The 18,888-nt window shown below is 39.2% G+C and carries 18 protein-coding genes and 1 tRNA gene; 6 read left to right on the top strand and 13 right to left on the bottom strand.

From position 1 onward, the window contains the following. Positions 1-399: 399 nt before the first annotated feature. The 4 genes from CA2015_RS25440 to CA2015_RS16600 all read right to left on the bottom strand — a co-directional run bounded on the left by CA2015_RS25440 (position 400) and on the right by CA2015_RS16600 (position 3,031). Complete coding sequence (locus tag CA2015_RS25440) at positions 400-690, bottom strand: type II toxin-antitoxin system RelE/ParE family toxin (RefSeq protein WP_048642918.1); 291 nt, start codon at positions 688-690, stop codon at positions 400-402. Then, positions 687-920, bottom strand: coding sequence for a hypothetical protein (locus CA2015_RS16615; RefSeq protein WP_048642917.1), 234 nt, complete (start codon positions 918-920; stop codon positions 687-689). The genes CA2015_RS25440 and CA2015_RS16615 overlap by 4 nt, the downstream gene beginning before the upstream one ends. A 198-nt stretch (positions 921-1,118) precedes the next feature. Beyond that, positions 1,119-1,688: a hypothetical protein gene (locus CA2015_RS16610; protein WP_048642916.1), complete on the bottom strand. Its 570-nt coding sequence runs from the start codon at positions 1,686-1,688 to the stop codon at positions 1,119-1,121. A 1,269-nt stretch (positions 1,689-2,957) separates the two neighbouring features. Beyond that, positions 2,958-3,031, bottom strand: a tRNA-Ile gene (locus tag CA2015_RS16600). Between the two features lie 187 nt (positions 3,032-3,218). Here CA2015_RS16600 and CA2015_RS16595 point away from each other — a divergent pair. Next, positions 3,219-3,848, top strand: a complete 630-nt coding sequence (locus tag CA2015_RS16595; protein ID WP_048642914.1) for an HAD family hydrolase — start codon at positions 3,219-3,221, stop codon at positions 3,846-3,848. Next, positions 3,841-4,950, top strand: coding sequence for a site-2 protease family protein (locus CA2015_RS16590; RefSeq protein ID WP_048642913.1), 1,110 nt, complete (start codon positions 3,841-3,843; stop codon positions 4,948-4,950). Before CA2015_RS16595 ends, CA2015_RS16590 begins: the two co-directional genes overlap by 8 nt. 15 nt (positions 4,951-4,965) lie before the next feature. Here CA2015_RS16590 and CA2015_RS16585 read toward each other — a convergent pair whose 3' ends face one another. The 6 genes from CA2015_RS16585 to CA2015_RS16560 form a co-directional block, all read right to left on the bottom strand. Further along, complete coding sequence (locus CA2015_RS16585) at positions 4,966-5,274, bottom strand: rhodanese-like domain-containing protein (protein WP_048642912.1); 309 nt, start codon at positions 5,272-5,274, stop codon at positions 4,966-4,968. A gap of 3 nt (positions 5,275-5,277) precedes the next feature. Beyond that, the gene (locus tag CA2015_RS16580; protein ID WP_048642911.1) at positions 5,278-7,110 is read right to left on the bottom strand and encodes a T9SS type A sorting domain-containing protein; all 1,833 of its coding nucleotides are present in this window, start codon (positions 7,108-7,110) and stop codon (positions 5,278-5,280) included. Further along, positions 7,103-7,882, bottom strand: a complete 780-nt coding sequence (locus tag CA2015_RS16575) for a PASTA domain-containing protein (protein WP_048642910.1) — start codon at positions 7,880-7,882, stop codon at positions 7,103-7,105. The genes CA2015_RS16580 and CA2015_RS16575 overlap by 8 nt, the downstream gene beginning before the upstream one ends. Before the next feature lie 146 nt (positions 7,883-8,028). Further along, positions 8,029-11,061 carry a T9SS-dependent choice-of-anchor J family protein gene (locus CA2015_RS16570; protein WP_048642909.1) on the bottom strand — a complete coding sequence of 1,011 codons (3,033 nt, stop codon included), beginning with the start codon at positions 11,059-11,061 and terminating at the stop codon, positions 8,029-8,031. 15 nt (positions 11,062-11,076) lie between these two features. Then, entirely contained in the window at positions 11,077-11,325 is a 249-nt protein-coding gene (locus tag CA2015_RS16565) for a NifU family protein (RefSeq protein WP_048642908.1), read from the bottom strand. Positions 11,326-11,330: 5 nt separating this feature from the next. Beyond that, the gene (locus tag CA2015_RS16560) at positions 11,331-12,428 is read right to left on the bottom strand and encodes an Mrp/NBP35 family ATP-binding protein (RefSeq protein WP_048642907.1); all 1,098 of its coding nucleotides are present in this window, start codon (positions 12,426-12,428) and stop codon (positions 11,331-11,333) included. 413 nt (positions 12,429-12,841) lie between these two features. On the opposite strand from CA2015_RS16560, the gene dnaG reads away from it, so the two are divergent. The 4 genes from dnaG to surE all read left to right on the top strand — a co-directional run bounded on the left by dnaG (position 12,842) and on the right by surE (position 17,604). Continuing rightward, positions 12,842-14,779, top strand: a complete 1,938-nt coding sequence (gene dnaG, locus CA2015_RS16555) for a DNA primase (protein WP_048642906.1) — start codon at positions 12,842-12,844, stop codon at positions 14,777-14,779. A gap of 79 nt (positions 14,780-14,858) precedes the next feature. Continuing rightward, positions 14,859-16,076, top strand: a complete 1,218-nt coding sequence (locus CA2015_RS16550; RefSeq protein WP_048642905.1) for a bifunctional 3,4-dihydroxy-2-butanone-4-phosphate synthase/GTP cyclohydrolase II — start codon at positions 14,859-14,861, stop codon at positions 16,074-16,076. Between the two features lie 83 nt (positions 16,077-16,159). After that, on the top strand, positions 16,160-16,813 hold the full coding sequence (locus tag CA2015_RS16545) for a hypothetical protein (RefSeq protein WP_048642904.1): 654 nt from the start codon (positions 16,160-16,162) through the stop codon (positions 16,811-16,813). Then, on the top strand, positions 16,813-17,604 hold the full coding sequence (gene surE, locus CA2015_RS16540) for a 5'/3'-nucleotidase SurE (protein WP_048642903.1): 792 nt from the start codon (positions 16,813-16,815) through the stop codon (positions 17,602-17,604). Before CA2015_RS16545 ends, surE begins: the two co-directional genes overlap by 1 nt. Positions 17,605-17,786: 182 nt before the next feature. Here the strand turns inward: surE and CA2015_RS16535 are convergent, their stop codons facing one another. The 3 genes from CA2015_RS16535 to CA2015_RS16525 are packed head-to-tail and all read right to left on the bottom strand — an operon-like array spanning position 17,787 to position 18,884. Then, positions 17,787-18,137, bottom strand: coding sequence for a DUF4180 domain-containing protein (locus CA2015_RS16535; protein WP_048642902.1), 351 nt, complete (start codon positions 18,135-18,137; stop codon positions 17,787-17,789). A gap of 10 nt (positions 18,138-18,147) precedes the next feature. Further along, positions 18,148-18,504, bottom strand: coding sequence for an iron chaperone (locus tag CA2015_RS16530; protein WP_048642901.1), 357 nt, complete (start codon positions 18,502-18,504; stop codon positions 18,148-18,150). 2 nt (positions 18,505-18,506) lie between these two features. Further along, positions 18,507-18,884: a DoxX family protein gene (locus CA2015_RS16525; protein ID WP_048642900.1), complete on the bottom strand. Its 378-nt coding sequence runs from the start codon at positions 18,882-18,884 to the stop codon at positions 18,507-18,509. Positions 18,885-18,888 lie beyond the last annotated feature (4 nt).

The following is an 18,888-nucleotide window of genomic DNA, read 5'->3' as shown; positions in this document are numbered from 1 at the left end:
TACAAATACACTTCCGAAATATATAAAATAAAATTTAGGCTATAATATTTATTTTAATGCCTACAGGTTTCGAACCAGTCCCCGATCTGGTCTAAGTTTAGAGAAGCGTAACTTAGACCAGAAAGGACTAGGGAGGCCAATTTCGAAAGGCTTTGTGAGCGTTAATAGGTTAATGGTTTAGCTAAAGCCACAGAAACGAGAAATCATTTAAATCCCCCAGCTAAAGCTGGGGGCTATTGAAATTAGATGTATTATACCTTTCCCAGAATTTAGAACGAATTAATCGATCAAAGAAAACAGCTCAATAGGAATGGGCTTCAGCCTATTTATTAAAGCATTACCCTATCATCCGGATTTAGCCGAAATTTAGAGAAGGAGAGTCTTTTATTATTGTAAGGTTTATTGAGGCTTCTTCTGGGGATCTTGCCTTGAGTCAAAGAATGTCAATAGAATAATTTGATCATTTTTCAGCCGATAAAAGACCCGCGTTTGCTTAGTGATTTGAAAACCTCTTATTTTTTTCTCTGGTATCTCTAGTGTCCCAATTTCCGGAAACTCATAAAGTAGCCTAGTAAAGGCTTTCGTTTTTGTTATGAATGAACGTCTTGCAGTTGAACCAAATTTAAGTTCAATGTATTCCAATATTTCACCAAACCTCTCTCGTGCTTTTTTAGTCCAAACAATTTTCATTTAATCTCATTCCAAATGTCTTTATCGTTAATGAGATTTGCCTTATCCTCCGATTCTTCGTAAGCCTGAAGCACTTCTTTTTTTTGTTCGTCTGTCAGTTCTTTCCACAGCAGTCCATCTTCTGCGTTTTTACGCTTTTCAAGAAATCTGGAAATAGCACGTAGCAACTGTTCATCCTCAATACTATCGATTATTTTATGCAGATTCGATTTCAATTCAATTGTCCCCATAATCGTTTAATTTTCAGCACTAATTTAGTGTTTTTTTTAGAATTATTATCTCAATTTTTTGAATGTTGATCTGGTCTAAGTTTAGCGAAATGTTATTTGGAGCTAAAATGCCTAGAGAGGCCAACTTCGACAGGCTCAGCCTCCGGTGCCGGATAATCTGATTACAAAAACTAAGGACTATTAAATCTTGTATGCATTTTAAATAGCGTTAGTATTATTAACTATTTCTATTTTCTTTTCAATTTCAGCTACTTTTTGATTCCAATAAAGCTGAGCCTTTGCTGCGTCATACTCAGGTTTATTTTTAGTTCCTTTTTTCATTTCGATTGGAATTCTGTAGAGAAAATCACCATTTTGATGTTTATCTCTTGCTATTTCGCTTTGCGTTTCCGGATCACTCATCCTTCTGGCCCAAAAGTGTTGATGCACCAAATAGGTGTCTTTGATCTTAGACAGATGCTTTATTAATGCTTCAGTATCATTTGGTATGTATCCAGGTCCTGTACAGCCACAAGAATGGAAGGTTATATCTACTTTATACAGATTTGAAATATGATTCCACGCATTCACATCTTTTTTCTTAGGTGCTTCAAAATCCAAGCCCATATCTGCCATTATCTCCCCACATTCAGGACATTTAGCAGGGGTTTCCTGAATGCCTTTACTATAGCCACCCAAAATATCCTCTAACAATCTTCTTTTAAAAGTTTTGCGGCAAGCAAAACAAGCATAATGTGATTTATATGAAGACATTGCATATCTGCACATACCTAATATCTATTAATAGTTTGGGCTTTATTGGCCCAATACTTCCCCTAAAATAACTAAGTTTTAATCACCTAAGAAGATGTTAACAATTTGAGCTTAAATCTAATTGAATTATAAGGATTATTGTAGATAAAAAGCTGAATTTATAAAACATAATTATTTCTTAGGCAATCCACCATTCCCGCAAGTCAATCCTTAATAAAGACCTAATTGAGCAATTTATGATTCCCTTTTATGGCCATAAAAAGAAACAGGTCTTTAACTAAAAATATGGCTTATGCCTACAAAGAACATTTAAAAACCTATTATCTGTGGCCTAATTTTAAATTCTATCCCTTTTTAACTATATATTACCTATCTGAAGACTCAATAGGATATAAAATCCATCAAATTGATCGATTCTGCTATTGAATCTTGTCAGACTTTTGTGGAATTACCGATTTATGCAGTCAAACAAACTGCCAAAAAGGCGGAAATTTTCAGTTAATACATCGAATTTTCGAGCTCAAAAGTCGAATTTTGAAGTTAATATCTGCATTGGGTAGGTTCGGAAGTACCCCTCCCCGCTTCGGAACACCATTTTTTTTTCCAAAGCGTTGAAAACTCCAGCAATTTTGTCATATTTTCTGCATTTAGGTCGAATTAATGTCAGTTTTTAGTCAATTTTTCAATTTCTTAGGCCAAAAATTCGAGTTCAAAGGTGGGAAATTTGAGCAAAAAGGTCGAATGTTGTCAGTTTTAGGTACTCCCTCCCCTGTTTCATGTCAGAAATTTGAGTTAGGAAGGTATAGGTGTATGTTCAGAGGTACCCCCTCGGGGTTCAGAAGTCCCCTAATCTTGCCAGAGTTACCTTGATCGAATAATCAAAATTCTAGGGCATTTGGATAAAGAATTTAGCTAAAGCCACAGTAATGAGAGAACATACAAATCCCCCAGCTAAAGCTGGGGGCTATTGAAATTAGATGTATTATACCTTTCCCAAAATTTAGAACGAATTAATCAGTCAAAGAAAATAACTCAATAGGAATGGGTTTTAGCTCATTTATTAAGGCATTAGCCTATGATCCGGCTTTAGCCAAAATTTAGAGAACAAAAGGGAGGTTTTATAATATACCTTTCCCAATGGTTTACGCCTGAAAAACCTATGACTTCGACAGGCTCAGCCTCCGGGAGATGCAGAAAAACGTTGGCTTCGACAGGCTCAGCCTCCGGGACGGGCTAGAAAAAAAATAGGCATAAAAAAAGCCGAGATTGCTCTCGGCTAATTTGTGGGCCCACCTGGGCTCGAACCAGGGACTTTCTGATTATGAGTCAGATACTCTAACCAGCTGAGTTATAGGCCCCACTTTTATTAAGAAAATTTACTCCTTCCATTCAACCACAAATAAAAAGAAGTAAACAACCAAGTCCAACTGTATTTCAAACTAGAGAAGGCTCCCTATCCAAGATTAGAAGTCTTTTGAACCTTTTACCTTGCTTTTGGGAATGCAATGTTACATATTTGATTTTAAAATCACAACAAAAATTGTAATGAAAAACCTGCAAGAAATTGAATTTTTAATTTTTGATTTAGGGAATGTTATCTATGACATTGATTACCAAAGGACTTTTGAAAAAATAAATAGTCGCTTGCCAGAAAAACAACATCACCTAATTAAAGAATTTATGGTCTCTCCTGTTCACTTTGATCTTGAAACAGGAAAATCCGACGAAAATACCTTCAGAGATGGGGTAAGAAAATTTTTCTCGACCGACTGGGAAGACGAATGGATTGATGATGCCTGGAACAGTATCCTTGTAGATATCCCAGAGGAAAGGCTGGACCTACTTATGGAACTGAAGAAACAATACCCCCTCTTCATGCTTAGCAATACCAACAGCATCCATTTTAAGGTGGTAGAAGAAACTTTTAAGCAAAAATTGCCCGAAGGCACCTGGCCTGATCTTTTTGACCATATGTTTTTAAGCCAGGAAATGGGATTGCGTAAGCCTGATGAAGCCATCTATAAAGAGGTCATCAAAGGAATAGGTGCTGCTCCAGAAAAATGTTTGTTTTTTGATGACCTCAAAGAGAACCTTTTGGGTGCGAATAAAGTTGGCATACAAACACATCATATTGACCACCCAAAAGCATTAATCAATTTTTTCCAAAATGTATAGTACCAAAGAATACCTTAAGCACGGTACCCTTTTCTTTTTAACGATTATAGCCACTACCCTAGCGGGTGGAGAATGGTTGTATGGCAGAAGTATACTTTCCGACGAACTACCGCTTACATGGGAGTATTTCGTGCTCTCCCTGCAATTCTCCCTGCCCTTCATCGGTATTCTATTGATTCATGAGTTGGGACACCTGTTTACTTCCATTTACCATAAGGTAAGGTCTTCCCTACCTTATTTTATCCCTGCATGGTTGGGCTTTTTGGGATCTCCGTCCATAGGAACCTTTGGCGCAATCATTCAAATGAAGGGAATAATTAGTAGCAGGAAAAAATTCTTCGATATAGGCGTTGCGGGCCCACTCGCTGGTTTTGTGGTTGCTTTTGCTGTTTTGATATATGGCTTCACGCAATTGCCTGAAGCTGACTATATCTATGAAATCCACCCTGAATATGCAGATCCAAATTATGTCCTTAGCGAAGATGAAGACATGATGGATTTTGAATTGGGCTATAATCTATTGTTCTGGACCATGGAAAAAACCCTAGCAGATCCTGAGCGGATGCCGGCCATGTCTGAAATCATCCATTACCCCTTTCTTTTTGCGGGTTACTTGGCTTTGTTCTTTACAGCCATAAACTTATTGCCCATTGGACAATTGGATGGAGGACATGTGGTATTTGGGCTGTTTCCCAGACACCACAAAATAATATCAATTGTAGTATATACCGTATTTTTATTTTACGCCGGCCTTGGCATTATCAGTCCTTTTGAGGACTTGAATTACCTGGCCCTGGCTTTGCCTCTGTATATAGGCTTCTTGTACATCTGCTATAGAAAATCAGGTCTTTCTAACACCAACAAATGGATCATGGCGCTTGGAATAGCGGCTATACAATACAGCTTGGTAAGTATCTCACCAGATATCCAAGGTTATACTGGCTGGCTCTTCTTTGCTTTTCTGGTAGGAAGGATTCTGGGCATCAATCACCCAGAAGTAATGGATGGCACAAAACTAGATCAAAAACGTAAAATTCTAGGTTGGTTGGCCATCATTTTGTTTATCCTTTGCTTTACTCCTGAACCGTTCGTTTTTGAATAAAGGAAAATCTAAATGCTATTCGTCTTCTTCTAAAGCCCTGTAGGCCAATATTCCTCCTAAGACATTTCTGACTTTGGTATAACCTTTACTTTCTAAGAATACTTTTGCATTCCCACTTCTTGCTCCAGATCGGCAATGCACGATGATCTCTTCATCTTTATACTTTTCTATTTCGGAAAGTTTATTAGGAAGTTGAGCCAAAGGAATATTAATGGCGCCAAGATTGTCATCCTCATATTCGTACGTTTCTCTGACATCTAAAAAGACAAACTGTTCTTTTTTGTCTAACCTTGATTTTAATTCTTCTACTTCTATGTCTTTCATGGCTTATTTAACAATAATTCTTCTCGTGATGGGCTGTCCATTTTTTACCATTTTAATCAGGTACATCCCCTTTTGACTTTCTGTAAAATTAAGCATTTTACCTTCTTTATCCACTTCTTGGGGTATATTTATCAGCCTGCCCTGGAAATCGAACACCATTAAGTCATCCACCTCACCCCTGATAAATAACCTTTCAGTTACTGGATTTGGGTAAAACGATAACTCCTCATCAGGCAAATCAACTTCCTCTACAACAGGGTCCAAGCTAAGGTGTGCCCGCATCATTAAATTCCCCTTTACATGCTCATTTTGCTGCCATGAACCATGCACATTATAGAAAATCTTATCTCCTGTATCTCCACTTTTATCCAAGCCCACATACAGGTAATCATTTGAAAACTGGGTGAAACCAATAAAAAAATGATCCTTTACCATGATATTGGTATCTAATGGGAAATAAGAAAAACTACCCAATCCAGCATCAGCAGGGATCAATACTTCTCCTTGGTACAAAGGCTCATTGGAAATTGAATCCCAAACCATTAATTCTATCGCACTGTTTCTTTGAGCAGCATTCGCGAATTGTATGCTAAGCCCCGAAAGGTAAGAAGGGGTAGATAGTTCGTAAGACAAGGCCAACATTCCACCTCTTTGATTGATGCCTGCTGCATAATCCGCAGAACCATTATCATAGGCATAAAAATCCCTAAAGGGAATTACTATCCTGCTGCTATCATTGGCACGAAAATCCACATTGAAATTTTGGGATTCTCCCTCCAATTCTTCCAAATAAGTATCCCCCGCCCTAAGGTACATTAGTACTTCCACATCCATTGGTTCGTCGATTAAACCAATTAAGGAGGTTCCTTTGACATCACTGCTCGTGAAAGTCCTGCGTTCCAAAGCCTGAGGCACTGGATTAAAAGGGGTATTGTCATTGATCTTTTCCAAAAGCTCACCCGTCGCTTTGTTAGTAAGGCTAACTGTATACTCTATGGCTCTAAACCTATTGGTCAGGTTATTGAATTCGTTGCTAATTGGGGTAGTTAATTTTTCTTGATCAAGCTCAAAATAAGGAATGGCAAAATAGGGCGCAAAAGGACTGCTTGGCAATTGGGTCAGCGCCCTGTCAGCAGGATACCGATCGGTGGCATCCCTTCCCTTATTCAAATAAATATAATCCAACACCCATGTATCAAATGGTCCGGAAAGCCTTCCCGATTGCTGAAATTTAAACTGAAATGCTTCATAATGAAATTGCTCAGCTACAGGTAACAATACCTGCACAAACTGGTCTGATGCCACATCATCTCCTCCCTCTTGGCTCCATACCAACACCCATTTACCTTCGGAATCTAAAAAATAAAGCTCTAGTGCATCGGAATCATCCGGACGTTCTCCTTTTCCACCAGCTTGCCAATAAAAACTGAGGTAAACGTCATTAGTAGCTGAAGTTTGAGACAGGTCAATGGGCATGGAGGTCAATTGATCCCCTTCCCCCTGTTCTAGCCGTGTAGTTGAATAGGCTTGGCCATTATTATCTACCCCGTCCAATACAGCTACACCTAAGGATGGAGGGGCAAGGCCTAGTGTAAAAGAAGTTTTGACACCTTGGGTCTCCCAAAGCAAGGGAGACAATTGACCGGAGGAAAAATCATCCCAAAAAGGGAGCTGTAAGGTCTCCGCAGCAGTTCTTTGATTATTTAATGAAATAGAATTATTATCAGAAGGAAGTGAAGCAATCGGTAACTGCTGAAATTGAGCAATACAGTCGGTAACGGAAGAGAAACCAACTAGCAAAACAGCTATCAGAACCGAATACCTAATCCTATTCATTAAAAGTTGTTTCTTGTCCAAGTTTAGAAACCCAGATGTCTACCCTTTCTCCTGTTTGCATCATTAATCCTGCAGGAGGAAGTTGCTTAACTACCGTTCCTTTGGGAACAGTATCCGTTTCTACATAATTGACATTGCCCATGCTTAAGCCCGATCCAAGAATCAAGAACTCCGCCTCTTGGTCATCCATGCCTATGATATTGGGCATATCGAGATTTTGATTACCAAAACCATCTCCTACCACCAAATCGATTTGGGATCCTTTAGGAATTTCTAAACCTTCTTTGATATCTCTACCTCTGTATTTTTGGTGCAATACGGCATTGTGACCTATATCTGGTACGTATACAATGTCTCCTCTCACAAGTCCAAAATTGGCTAAAATTTCCTGAGCATTTTTCAAAGGGGTATGAACCAAATTAGGCATCCTGATCAGGGGTGCATTTTTCGCATTGAGTGTGACATAGATTTTTCTGTCTTGCTTTACTTTGGCTCCCGGCTTTGGGTTTTGCTTCAGTACTTCCAATGGCTTGGCATCCGCCACAAAGCCACTGTCTAAAGTAACCACCATTACCAGATTTCTACCCTCAAGATACCCTTGCACTTCATCATAATGAAACCCTTCTAAATCAGGAACAGTGACGGACTCACCATGATGGGTATAATCAGGCAAATAAATTTCAAAAAAAACAAATAATAGCCCAAAAGTTAAGGCCAATATTATTGATAGGTGAATACCTACTTTTTTAATACCTACTTTAAAATCACTCATATTATTTCTATTGCAAGATTTGATCCAATTTTAAGGATGAAAACCTTTTTTCTCTTGAATTCTAATGCAAATTAATGCTATAATTTAAAACTGGTAAATAACCAATAAGATTTTTCTGAAAGAACGGTCAATTGTGGCTTTTGGTATTAGTATACAACCAACTTCTTGGTCAACATAAAGTTTTCTCCTGTTATTTTAACTACAAATAAACCAGTTCCCAAGTGCATTTTCCCAAAGGTATAGGTTTGATTTAAGGTATTTGGAAAACTCACGTCGTAAGCTTTTTGACCAGCTAAACTGAAAAACTCAATTTTCACATCTTGGTAGTTCTCCAAATTAAAGGAAATATGGAAGTTATCAATCGCTGGGTTAGGGTAAACAAGAGATTGATTTAGCTCAGGAACCACCGGATCTGGATCATCTGATAAATACAAAGAGATATTGTCCAGAAATAATAATGCATCTGAATCATTAAGGTTATTCACTTTAAAATACAGCCTTACTTTTTCTTCTCTGGCGAAGTCATTGAGGTTTACAAAGGTTCCTAAAGTCGGATCATCTGATGCGTCGATGTCTTTGTTAAGAGCCTCTCCGGACATTTCCCAAAGTGATTGTCCGGTCTGCCCACCATCTTTACTTACAATAAGCGAAAAGCTAGTCTGGCTTCCAGATGAAAAACCAGTACCTCCCCAATCAAAAAACAATCCCGCCCTCCCGGTTTCGGCTAAAGAAAATTCTGGAGATACCAACCAATAACTGTTGTTTGATACCATGTCATCCAAAACCATTTGATTGCTGCTATTTCCTCCGGAAGAAGGATTCAACTGCCAGGAGCTAAAATCATTTTCAGGATTTATGGAAATCCAATCACCTAAGCCCGAATCAAAATCCTGACGCCAGGGAACCAAAATCTTTGAATCATCTTGGATAAAATAACTTGTCAATTCGTCTCCTGCACCAAAATTTTGATCAAAATTAGGCGATGAAACCTGGTAAACAACTTCATTCAATCCAGGATCGAAGCCATTGGCAAGATCAACGGATGTACTCGCATTAGCGTCCAGGGTAATCGCATTAAATAAGGAGGATTCATTTACAAGACCATTGATGCTGTTGCTTACATAAAAGCTTGATACAGGAAGGTTTCCAGTATTATCTATACTCAGCTTATCCAATATTTGGTCTCCATTGACTACCGGTAATGGTTGGGTCACTTCATTAATTCCCAACTGATAACGGTAAGTCTCCTCAGTATTGATGGCTATATTTTTAAGGTAAATATTGTTACCATAGCCATTTATGGATACAAAAGCTATCCTGACATTATCCTGACCTGCATAAGCACTAAGGTTCACCAGTTCCTTTCTAAACTGCTGTTCGGAAGACGGGAAAAACTCGTTTAGAGAACCTCCAAGGGTGGCCAAAGTTGCTCCTGATTTATTATAAGGTGCAGTGAGCAAATTGAAAGTATTGCCACAATCCGTGGAAACAGCCACGATTAATGTTTCAGTAAAAGCACTATTGGAAAAAGGAGAATATGCCAAATCAAATGACAACTGAGGATTTGGTATTCCTGAAAGGTCAAAAACCGGACTTACTAAATAATCCAATTCACCCTGTCCATTATAATCAAACCCATTGAGCAGGAAGGCCTCCTGCCTAGCGTTATCAAGCTGAAGGTTGACAGGCGTCCAGGTAAATCCCTGGTCTCCATTAATGTACTCCCAACCGGAAGCCTCCACATGACCAGGATAGGCATAAGGTAGTGTTTGTGATACCGGTAAAGCTGTAGTTACCGAACGCCTATTATTAGAGGTATCATCATCTTCAAAGCCATTTACCAGTAAAACTTCTGCGGTAAATACTGTACTTTCAGCATTCAGGGTAACAACATCAAATTCCAACTCCAATGTTTCTCCTGGAGCAATAGAAACATCAAAGTCTTTGGTTTCAAGCTCAAGGCCATTTGCTTTTATACTCGCCCTGACTTTATTCACTGGGTCTTTACCTTTGTTCACCACTTCGATAATCGGAGTGAATGAATAATCACATATATAGACTGAAGGCGATACTATTTCTAGTAATTCAATATCACTGTCAAACAATTGTGGTTCAAAAAGGGCACGACTTGTAGGCAAAGAAGCCCTTCTTGGACTAAAGTTTAGAATTACATCCATCCTCTCTACCTGACCTTCAGTAAACAGGCTCATGCATCGATCAGGAGTATAGTCCATAAAATTCTCTACCATATCCCTGGAATCACAAGTGAACCGAGGGGTTACGATACAAGTGTTGTTGGATTGACTTTGCAGGGGGGTGTCTGTCACATAATCATCCACTTCACATCCACCATCTCCCCAAATATGTCTAAGACCAAAAAAATGCCCCATCTCATGCGTGGCCGTTCTTCCTCTTGAATTTTGAACGGCAGTGCCTATGCTTCCAAAATAATTATAATCAATGGTGACTCCGTCTGTTTCTGGTGTTGGGGAAGGGTTATTTAAACCTTCCAATTCATTGGAAACAGGAAACCCTGCAAAACCAATAGTAGGAGGTGTAAGTGGCAACACCCAGATATTAATGTATTCCTCTGGATCCCAGGATGCCAACTGCCCTATTAAGGCGGCATCATTCAATCCATAAGTTTCTTTCGGCCCAAGGACCCTGTTTATTCCACTGGAAGACATTCCCTGTGGGTCTTGCTTTGCCAATACAAATTCAATTCCGGCATTGGCGGCTACATCTAAAAACTCACTAGGTGTATTGGCAGCAAAATCTGGATTTTGCATTTGAAAGTCTTCATTAAGTATTCTTATTTGATCCAGGATTTGAGCTTCAGAGATATTAGCACCCACACCGATGGCTTCTCCATGATGGATTACATGAACTACAACTGGTAATCTCCTTTTTTCGTTGGCAAGTGTCCGGTTTCCCTGAGCATTTTGCTTCATTTCTACCCCTTTGGTATCAACCCAACTTTCAAAATATTGTCGGGTGCCAAAATAGCCCATTGCCTGGGCTTGCTTTTTTTCAAAAAAAACTGTTCCACATTGGTCTATGGAATTGTCAACATCAGCAGTGGGTGTTGCTCCTTGACCAATTGAAAGCTGAATAATGCTTAAAAAAAGAAATAGCACTGATACCAAATTAAGTATCAGTGCATTGTATTTATTAACCATAGATTAAATGATAAGTCAGGCTACTTCTACATTTACAGCTTCTACCCTAATAATTTCAGGAATAGCCTTTTTTATTGCTTCTTCAACCCCAGCTTTAAGCGTCATTGTAGACATGGGGCATGAACTGCATGTTCCCAATAGTTCTAACTGAAGGACCATGTCTTCAGTAAGCCCTACAATTCTCACATTACCACCATCAGCCTCCAAATAGGGCCTAATCGTATCCAGAGCCACTTCGATTTCATCCTTGTATTGATCCAACATTGTCTTTAACCTTTAACCTGTACAACTTCTGTTTTGCTTGCACCAGCATTTCTGATCGCTACTTGCCTGGCTACGCCCTCTGCAAAATTACCGAAAGCTTCTGCCATAATCCCTTCCTTCATCACTGCGGGATAACCACTGTCTCCACTTTCTCTTATCCCTTGTACCAGAGGTATCTCTCCCAAGTAAGTAACGTCGTATTTTTCAGAAAGTTTGCGACCGCCTCCTTGACCAAATATATAATACTTATTATCAGGCAATTCAGCAGGTGTAAAGTAAGCCATATTTTCTACAACTCCTAAAATTGGCACATTGATCTGTGGCTGCTGAAACATGGTCAAGGCTTTAGTAGCATCGGCCAATGCAACCTTCTGAGGAGTAGTCACTATAACGGCTCCTGTCACTGGTAAGGTTTGAACCATAGTAAGGTGAATATCTGAAGTCCCAGGAGGTAAATCTATCAACAAATAATCCAACTCACCCCAATCCACGTCTCCAATAAACTGTTTTAGGGCAGAGCTTGCCATAGGGCCTCTCCAAACTACTGCATTATCAGCAGGTGTTAAAAAGCCTATTGACATCAATTTTACACCATATTGCTCTATAGGAACTATTATGTTTTTTCCATCTACTTGTTTTATGGCAGGTTGCTCACCTTCTACATTAAACATGGTAGGTACTGAAGGACCAGAAATATCTGCATCAATCAAACCCACCTTTGCTCCTGACTTAGCCAAGGCCACGGCCAAATTTGAAGAACAAGTACTCTTACCTACCCCACCCTTTCCGGAGGCTATGGCAATTATATTTTTAACGTTCGGAAGCATTACTGCATCGTTACGAATGGTGGTTACATTTGAAGTCATCAAAATTTCCGCCTCAAGTTCCTCACCGAAGGCCTTTTTTATTGCTTCTTCACAGTTTATCCTAATCAACTCCTTTAATGGACAGGCAGGAGTAGTCAAAACCACCTTAAAAGAAATCTTTTGGTCACTAATTATTTCCAAATCCTGAATCATTCCGAGAGTAACCAGATCCTTTTTTAAGTCGGGATCCTCTACCGTAGACAGGGCCTTTAATACTTTTTCCTTAGAAATATTCATTCCTGATATTTGATTTTTATGCAATTTATAGTTAATCCTCCGTTAATAAAATATTTTAATGCTTAAACCCGAAAATTGCCTCAGCTAAACCGAATGTACAAAATTACTTTTAAAGCAATACGGGCTTTGGCCCAATACGCTTAAACCCGAAATATGCAATAGATATTCTATTACGTGCTGAAATCGCTACACAAGCCCCAAGCCAAAGCTTGATTAAACAAGAAAGGGCTTCAGACAATAATATTGTTTTTATGACTTTGAAACGATTTATTTCGGGGATTCAAAGTACCAAAGGCAATTCTGAATTTCCCACTATTAACTTCATGTGGAGAAAAATAGTTTCTATTTTTGACTGCTGTTGGGCTGAAGTTTTCTCATTCATAAATCTTATCTTTGCCTTTCGATAGAAAAATATGGCCATATCTAATCTAACAACAGACAGGGTAAGAGAGCAGGTAGACATTGAGGAAGTGGTCAATGATTATGTCTCCTTGAAAAGAAAAGGGCAAAACCTGTGGGCATGTTGTCCATTTCATCAGGAGCGGACCCCTTCTTTTTCCGTCTCTCCAGCCAAGCAGATCTACAAATGCTTTGGTTGTGGAAAGGCCGGTGATCCCATTCAGTTCATCATGGACATTGAAGGTTTGGGCTTCACGGAGGCAATCAGGCACTTGGCTAAGAAATACGGCATAGAGGTAGAAGAAGACACTAGTGTTGACCCTGCCGATGTACAGGAATACAATGAAAAGGAAAGCCTGTACATTGCCTTGAACTATGCGAAAGATTTTTTCCATGAAAACCTTCAATCAGGCGAAGGACAATCCATAGGGCTGAGCTATTTAAAGGAGCGAGGCTTTGATGCCAGCACCATTGAAAAGTTTGAGCTTGGCTATTCTCTTGACGGTTGGGACCACCTACTCAACAAAGCGAAGGGAGCCGGTTTTGAGGAGTCAAATCTTCTTAAGGCTGGGCTTATTCTAGAGCGAGAGAATAAACCAGGGAATTATTATGACAGGTTTAGGGGTAGGGTGATGTTTCCGATTCATAACCTGAGCGGAAAAGCCATTGCTTTTGGTGCTCGGATAATGACCCAAGACAAGAAACAGCCCAAATACATCAACTCTCCTGAAACGGTCATTTATCATAAAAGTGATGTTTTATATGGCATCTATCAGGCAAAGCAAGCCATTCGACAAAAGGACAATTGCTATTTGGTAGAAGGCTATACCGACGTAATTTCCATGCATTTGGCTGGAGTGGAAAATGTAGTCGCCTCCTCAGGTACTTCCCTCACCGAAAGTCAAATCAAATTAATCAAAAGGTTTACGGATCAGGTCACAGTCCTTTATGATGGGGATGACGCTGGTATAAATGCTTCTTTGCGGGGTATTGACATGTTGCTCGAGGGAGGGCTAAATGTAAAAGCGGTGGTTTTTCCTCCGAATGAAGATCCGGATAGTTTTGCCAGAAAGTCCGGCAAGGAAGGTTTTAAGAAGTTTCTTGAAAAAGAGGAAAAGGATTTTATCCATTTTAAAATTGATCTCTTTGCCAAAGGGGCGGCAGATGATCCCATCAAAAGAGCCGAAGCCATTCGGCAAGTGGTATTAAGTATCTCCAAGGTTCCTGACCCTATTATCAGGTCTGTATACGCCAAAGAATCTGCCAGGCTACTGGCCATGGAGGAAGATATTTTACTCACAGAACTTAACAGGCAATTACTTAAAAACCAGCAAAAGAATAAGGCATCAAAATTCCAAAAGGAGCCCAATGAAACGCCCATAGAGCAGTTGCTTCCAGGCGCTCCCAAAGAAGAGACCACCAAAGCCCAACCGCTTACCATTAAGGAAGAGAGGGAACTCATTCGGATTTTGATCAATTATGGCTTTGAGATGGTTTCCGAGGAAATGCATGTATGTGAATACCTCCTTGAAGAAATCAAAGACCTAAATTTCGGCACTCCAATTTATCAGGAGTTGCTTATACATTATAAGAATGCTTTGAGGCAGGGCACTATACCGAAATTCGATTATTTCTTAAAAATTCAAAACAGCAAGTTAAAAAAAGAGGTCATTGACATGATCGCTCCAACCCGGGAAGTTTCGAAAAACTGGGAATCAAAACATCAGATATTTTCCAAAAGGGAAGCCGATGACCTTCCTGAAACCACCTATAAGATATCCTTAAAGCTAAAAAGCGCCTATTTGAAACGTATGCGAAATGAACTTGAAGAAAAAATCAAAGTGGCCAAAGAGGATGAAATTGAGGAATTATTGACCATGCATATGGAACTTACTCAACTAAAATCTCAGATTGACCGAGAGTTGGGCAATGTTATCCCTTCCAGAAATTAAACTAAAATTTGGTAATAAGGGTTAGTAGAATAAATAATCGTAATTTTGTGATTACATATATTAGACTTTAAAAATTAAAATGAAAGATACTGTTTATCTGGATCCAATTGAAGACGCGATAGCGGCAATAAAAAACGGGGAGGTCGTAATCGTCGTTGATGATGATGACCGAGAAAACGAAGGTGATTTTATTTGTGCCGCTGAAAAAGTAACACCAGAAATTATCAATTTCATGGCTACACATGGCCGTGGGTTAATTTGTGCTCCTCTCGTAGAGGACAGGTGCGAAGAGCTAGGCCTTGAATTAATGGTCGGAACAAATACAGCTGCTTTTGAAACTCCATTTACCGTTTCTGTTGACCTTGTTGGTCACGGCTGTACCACAGGCATCTCTGCAAGTGATCGCTCTAAGACCATTAAAGCTTTAATTGATCCAGACATCAATCCGGATGAATTGGGTAAACCTGGTCATATATTCCCATTAAAAGCCAAAAGAGGTGGGGTTTTACGAAGATCAGGCCATACTGAGGCGGCAATTGATTTGGCACGTTTAGCCGGTCTTCAGCCTGCAGGTGTATTGGTAGAGATCATGAATGAAGATGGTACCATGGCTCGACTACCTGATTTGGTGCACGTGGCTAAGAAGTTTGACTTAAAACTGGTTTCTATTAAAGATTTGATTGCCTATAGGCTTAAAAATGATAGTCTGATTAAAAGGGAAATTGGTGTAGAAATGCCTACCAAATTTGGTGATTTTAAGTTGATCGCCTACAAACAAACCAATACAGACGAAACGCATATGGCCTTGATCAAAGGTGAGTGGAAAGAAGGAGATACCGTTTTGGTAAGGGTTCATTCTTCCTGTATCACCGGGGATATTTTTGGCTCATGCAGATGCGATTGCGGTCCCCAATTACATGGAGCCATGAATATGGTGGAAGAAAATGGCAAAGGTATCGTTCTCTATATGAATCAGGAAGGCAGAGGCATAGGTTTAATCAACAAACTTAAAGCCTATAAACTTCAGGAAGAGGGTATGGATACAGTTCAGGCAAATCTTGCATTGGGTTTTCCTATGGACAAAAGAGATTATGGAGTGGGTGCTCAAATCTTGAGAGATTTAGGAGTTTGTAAAATTCGTCTTATCACAAACAACCCAACCAAAAGAGTGGGTTTGTCAGGCTATGGACTTGAAATTGTGGACACTGTTCCATTGGAAATTCACTCCAACCCTCACAATGAAAAATACCTCAAAACCAAAAGAGATAAAATGGGGCATCAAATAATGAAAAGTTAACCATTTGTCACATTATTTAACTGTGTGTTCAACACAAAGCTCTCTTTTTTCGTATTGAAGGTAGAATCAAAATTGAATCTGTCATGAAAAAATCCGTTAATATCCTGGTGCTTTTACTTCTACTTTCGAGTGTTGCATTGGCTCAGGAGTTTCCTTCTCAGGTTTGGCATCAGGGAAAAGTATTTCTTAGCTCTGGACAGATGTATGAGGGAAAGGTAAAGTATGATTTGGATGCCAATATCGTATTGGTCCAAGGCAATACTGTAGAGACTTTTAGTTCCGCTTCTATCAAATATTTTGAAATATTCGATGAAGTGTATGGAGGCATCCGAACCTTCTATAGTCTCCCCTATGCATTGAATTCAGACTACAAAACCCCCATTTTCTTCGAACTACTCACTGAGGGCGAAGACATAACGCTTTTGTGCCGTGAGTTTATAGCTACAGATAATCGTGGTTACAATAGTTATGGCATGCGAAGTATGTACATGAACCCTATGTGGGGTATGCCGATGGCAGGGAGAGGTTTTAGTCGATTGGATTTCAACTTCTATTTTCTCCAAGACCAAAAAATTTTCAAATACAATCAAAAGAAAAGTGTCTTACTCAAAGAGTTTATGGACGACAAATCTTCTGAAATGAAATTGTATATGAGAAAAAACAAACTTTCTCATGACAAAAGAGGAGATCTTTTGAGGATCACAGCCTATTACAATCAATTAAAAAGTAACTCTTAATGTCAAAACCATTAATCTTAGTTTCCAATGATGATGGAATAACCTCCAAAGGAATCCGCGTTCTGGTTGAAGTAATGAAGGAGTTAGGGGAAGTTATCGTAGTAGCCCCCGACAGCCCACAATCAGGAATGGGACATGCCATCACCATTGGCAATACTTTGAGGCTTTCAGAAGAAGAAATTTTCACAGATGTAGTCGCCTATAAATCCAGTGGTACACCTGTAGATTGCGTAAAATTAGCCAAGCATTATGTCCTGAAAGACAAACAGCCTGACCTTGTAGTCAGTGGAATCAATCATGGTAGCAATACTTCCATTAGTGTTCTATATTCAGGCACCATGTCTGCTGCCATTGAAGGGGCCATTGAAGGCATTCCTTCTATTGGCTTCAGTTTATGTGATTACAGTTCCAAAGCGGATTTCTCTCATGTTAAGGAGTATGTTCGTCAAATTGCCCGACAGGTATTGGAGAATGGTATTCCCAAGGGGGTAGCACTAAACGTTAATTTCCCGCCTAAAAGGAATGAACCCCTTAAGGGAATCAAGATTTGTAGACAAGCCCGCGCCAAATGGCAGGAGGATTTTGAAGAAAGGTACGATCCGAATGGACGTAAATACTTTTGGATGGCGGGTAATTTCGTCAATTTTGACAAAGGAGAAGACAATGATGAATGGGCCATTGCCAATAATTATGTCTCTGTGGTTCCTTGCCAGTTTGATATGACGGCACACCATGCCATCTCTCAAATCAACAATGACTGGAATTGGGAAGACTTAAAAGCGAATCTTTAGCGACTGTTGCTAGTAAAAGCAATTGCCACAAGCCAAAGCAAATGAATATAAAAGGGGGCCGGTTTAAAAACCGGCCCCCTTTTATATTGCCCCCTATCCCCGAGAAGAATTTTATTACCGAATGAAGCCATCCATTTCCTAAGCAGAATGCTTAGTCTCCTCCTACAGTTTAATACCTGCAATTATTTATTAAAGACTTCACCAATTGAACCTAGAAAATTAACCTGACTTCCTTTGTTACTCTCACAGATAAAGTCGATCATACTTTGGCTTTTAAATTTTGAAAAATCCCCAATGATGTATAAAGCCATATTGTATTGTGTAAATTTCTGGAGAATATCACCAGCTAATTTTGTCTTTAAATCAAAGAAAGCAGGAGTTATATTTTCCTCATGGACAATCATTTTATCGTACCCTTGGTAATACAAGTTCCCCAATAAATCCAAAGCATCTTCTGTGTTGTGAATTTTAATTTCTTCTGAGGTGATTTCAGCGACTTGAATGCCATCCAAATTGTGTTTTTTTATTTCCATTGTTGTGGGATCAGCCCTCGTTTATTTTAGCTTGTGCTCTAATAAGCTGCTTTATTTCTGCAGTCGGGACATCTTGGTCAAACTTTATCTGAATGGTTTTCTTACCCGTCTTGTATCCTTTCTCTTCAAGTACTTTACGAATTTCTTCTGGTAATGAATCTATGCCAAAACTTACGTGTTTTTTGGCTAAGGAAAAGCCGGCAAGAATTCCGTGGTACTTGTATATAGGCACACTCCAACTGATGCCACTTTCAGTTCTGGGCACTGTAGTTTCTATTAGCTTTTTGAGCTTTATCATTACCTCTTGAGATGCTAAAGGTGAACTATCGATAAACTCATCTACTGTTTTTGGTTTTGGATTTTCCATATTTATTGTTTCTCCAACTTTCTATTTGCTGGTCTAAAATACCAAGATACTACTGTAAGCACCATCAATAAGGCAGGGCCAAAAAATGTTATCAACTCATCTCCAACCGATAAATGAGAAATTATGGCACCAATCATCACAAATAAAAAGCCTGCATAGGCCCATTCTTTCAACAAAGGAAATTTAGGAATTAAAATGGCTATTACGCCTAAAATTTTCCATGTACCTAGCATAGGCAGTAAATAGGTTGGGTAACCTAATGCATTAATGCTCTGAACTTCTTCTTCCATTCTTATCAATTGTACAATTCCGGTTGAAAGCATTCCTAAGGCAAGCCAAATGGTAGCTATCCAATAAAAGACTTTGTTTCTTTTTTTCATTACA

It is taken from the genome of Cyclobacterium amurskyense, assembly GCF_001050135.1.
In the GTDB taxonomy this organism is placed as follows: domain Bacteria; phylum Bacteroidota; class Bacteroidia; order Cytophagales; family Cyclobacteriaceae; genus Cyclobacterium; species Cyclobacterium amurskyense.
The sequence above is the reverse complement of the archived record's forward strand: the minus strand, read 5'-3'. Positions and strand labels throughout refer to the sequence as shown.

Excerpts from the sequence above, each read along its gene's own strand:
- CA2015_RS25440 (WP_048642918.1), bottom strand. The coding sequence starts at position 690 with ATGAAAATTGTTTGGACTAAAAAAGCACGAGAGAGGTTTGGTGAAATA.
- CA2015_RS16615 (WP_048642917.1), bottom strand. The coding sequence starts at position 920 with ATGGGGACAATTGAATTGAAATCGAATCTGCATAAAATAATCGATAGT.
- CA2015_RS16610 (WP_048642916.1), bottom strand. The coding sequence starts at position 1,688 with ATGTGCAGATATGCAATGTCTTCATATAAATCACATTATGCTTGTTTT.
- CA2015_RS16595 (WP_048642914.1), top strand. The coding sequence starts at position 3,219 with ATGAAAAACCTGCAAGAAATTGAATTTTTAATTTTTGATTTAGGGAAT.
- CA2015_RS16590 (WP_048642913.1), top strand. The coding sequence starts at position 3,841 with ATGTATAGTACCAAAGAATACCTTAAGCACGGTACCCTTTTCTTTTTA.
- CA2015_RS16585 (WP_048642912.1), bottom strand. The coding sequence starts at position 5,274 with ATGAAAGACATAGAAGTAGAAGAATTAAAATCAAGGTTAGACAAAAAA.
- CA2015_RS16580 (WP_048642911.1), bottom strand. The coding sequence starts at position 7,110 with ATGAATAGGATTAGGTATTCGGTTCTGATAGCTGTTTTGCTAGTTGGT.
- CA2015_RS16575 (WP_048642910.1), bottom strand. The coding sequence starts at position 7,882 with ATGAGTGATTTTAAAGTAGGTATTAAAAAAGTAGGTATTCACCTATCA.
- CA2015_RS16570 (WP_048642909.1), bottom strand. The coding sequence starts at position 11,061 with ATGGTTAATAAATACAATGCACTGATACTTAATTTGGTATCAGTGCTA.
- CA2015_RS16565 (WP_048642908.1), bottom strand. The coding sequence starts at position 11,325 with ATGTTGGATCAATACAAGGATGAAATCGAAGTGGCTCTGGATACGATT.
- CA2015_RS16560 (WP_048642907.1), bottom strand. The coding sequence starts at position 12,428 with ATGAATATTTCTAAGGAAAAAGTATTAAAGGCCCTGTCTACGGTAGAG.
- dnaG (WP_048642906.1), top strand. The coding sequence starts at position 12,842 with ATGGCCATATCTAATCTAACAACAGACAGGGTAAGAGAGCAGGTAGAC.
- CA2015_RS16550 (WP_048642905.1), top strand. The coding sequence starts at position 14,859 with ATGAAAGATACTGTTTATCTGGATCCAATTGAAGACGCGATAGCGGCA.
- CA2015_RS16545 (WP_048642904.1), top strand. The coding sequence starts at position 16,160 with ATGAAAAAATCCGTTAATATCCTGGTGCTTTTACTTCTACTTTCGAGT.
- surE (WP_048642903.1), top strand. The coding sequence starts at position 16,813 with ATGTCAAAACCATTAATCTTAGTTTCCAATGATGATGGAATAACCTCC.
- CA2015_RS16535 (WP_048642902.1), bottom strand. The coding sequence starts at position 18,137 with ATGGAAATAAAAAAACACAATTTGGATGGCATTCAAGTCGCTGAAATC.
- CA2015_RS16530 (WP_048642901.1), bottom strand. The coding sequence starts at position 18,504 with ATGGAAAATCCAAAACCAAAAACAGTAGATGAGTTTATCGATAGTTCA.
- CA2015_RS16525 (WP_048642900.1), bottom strand. The coding sequence starts at position 18,884 with ATGAAAAAAAGAAACAAAGTCTTTTATTGGATAGCTACCATTTGGCTT.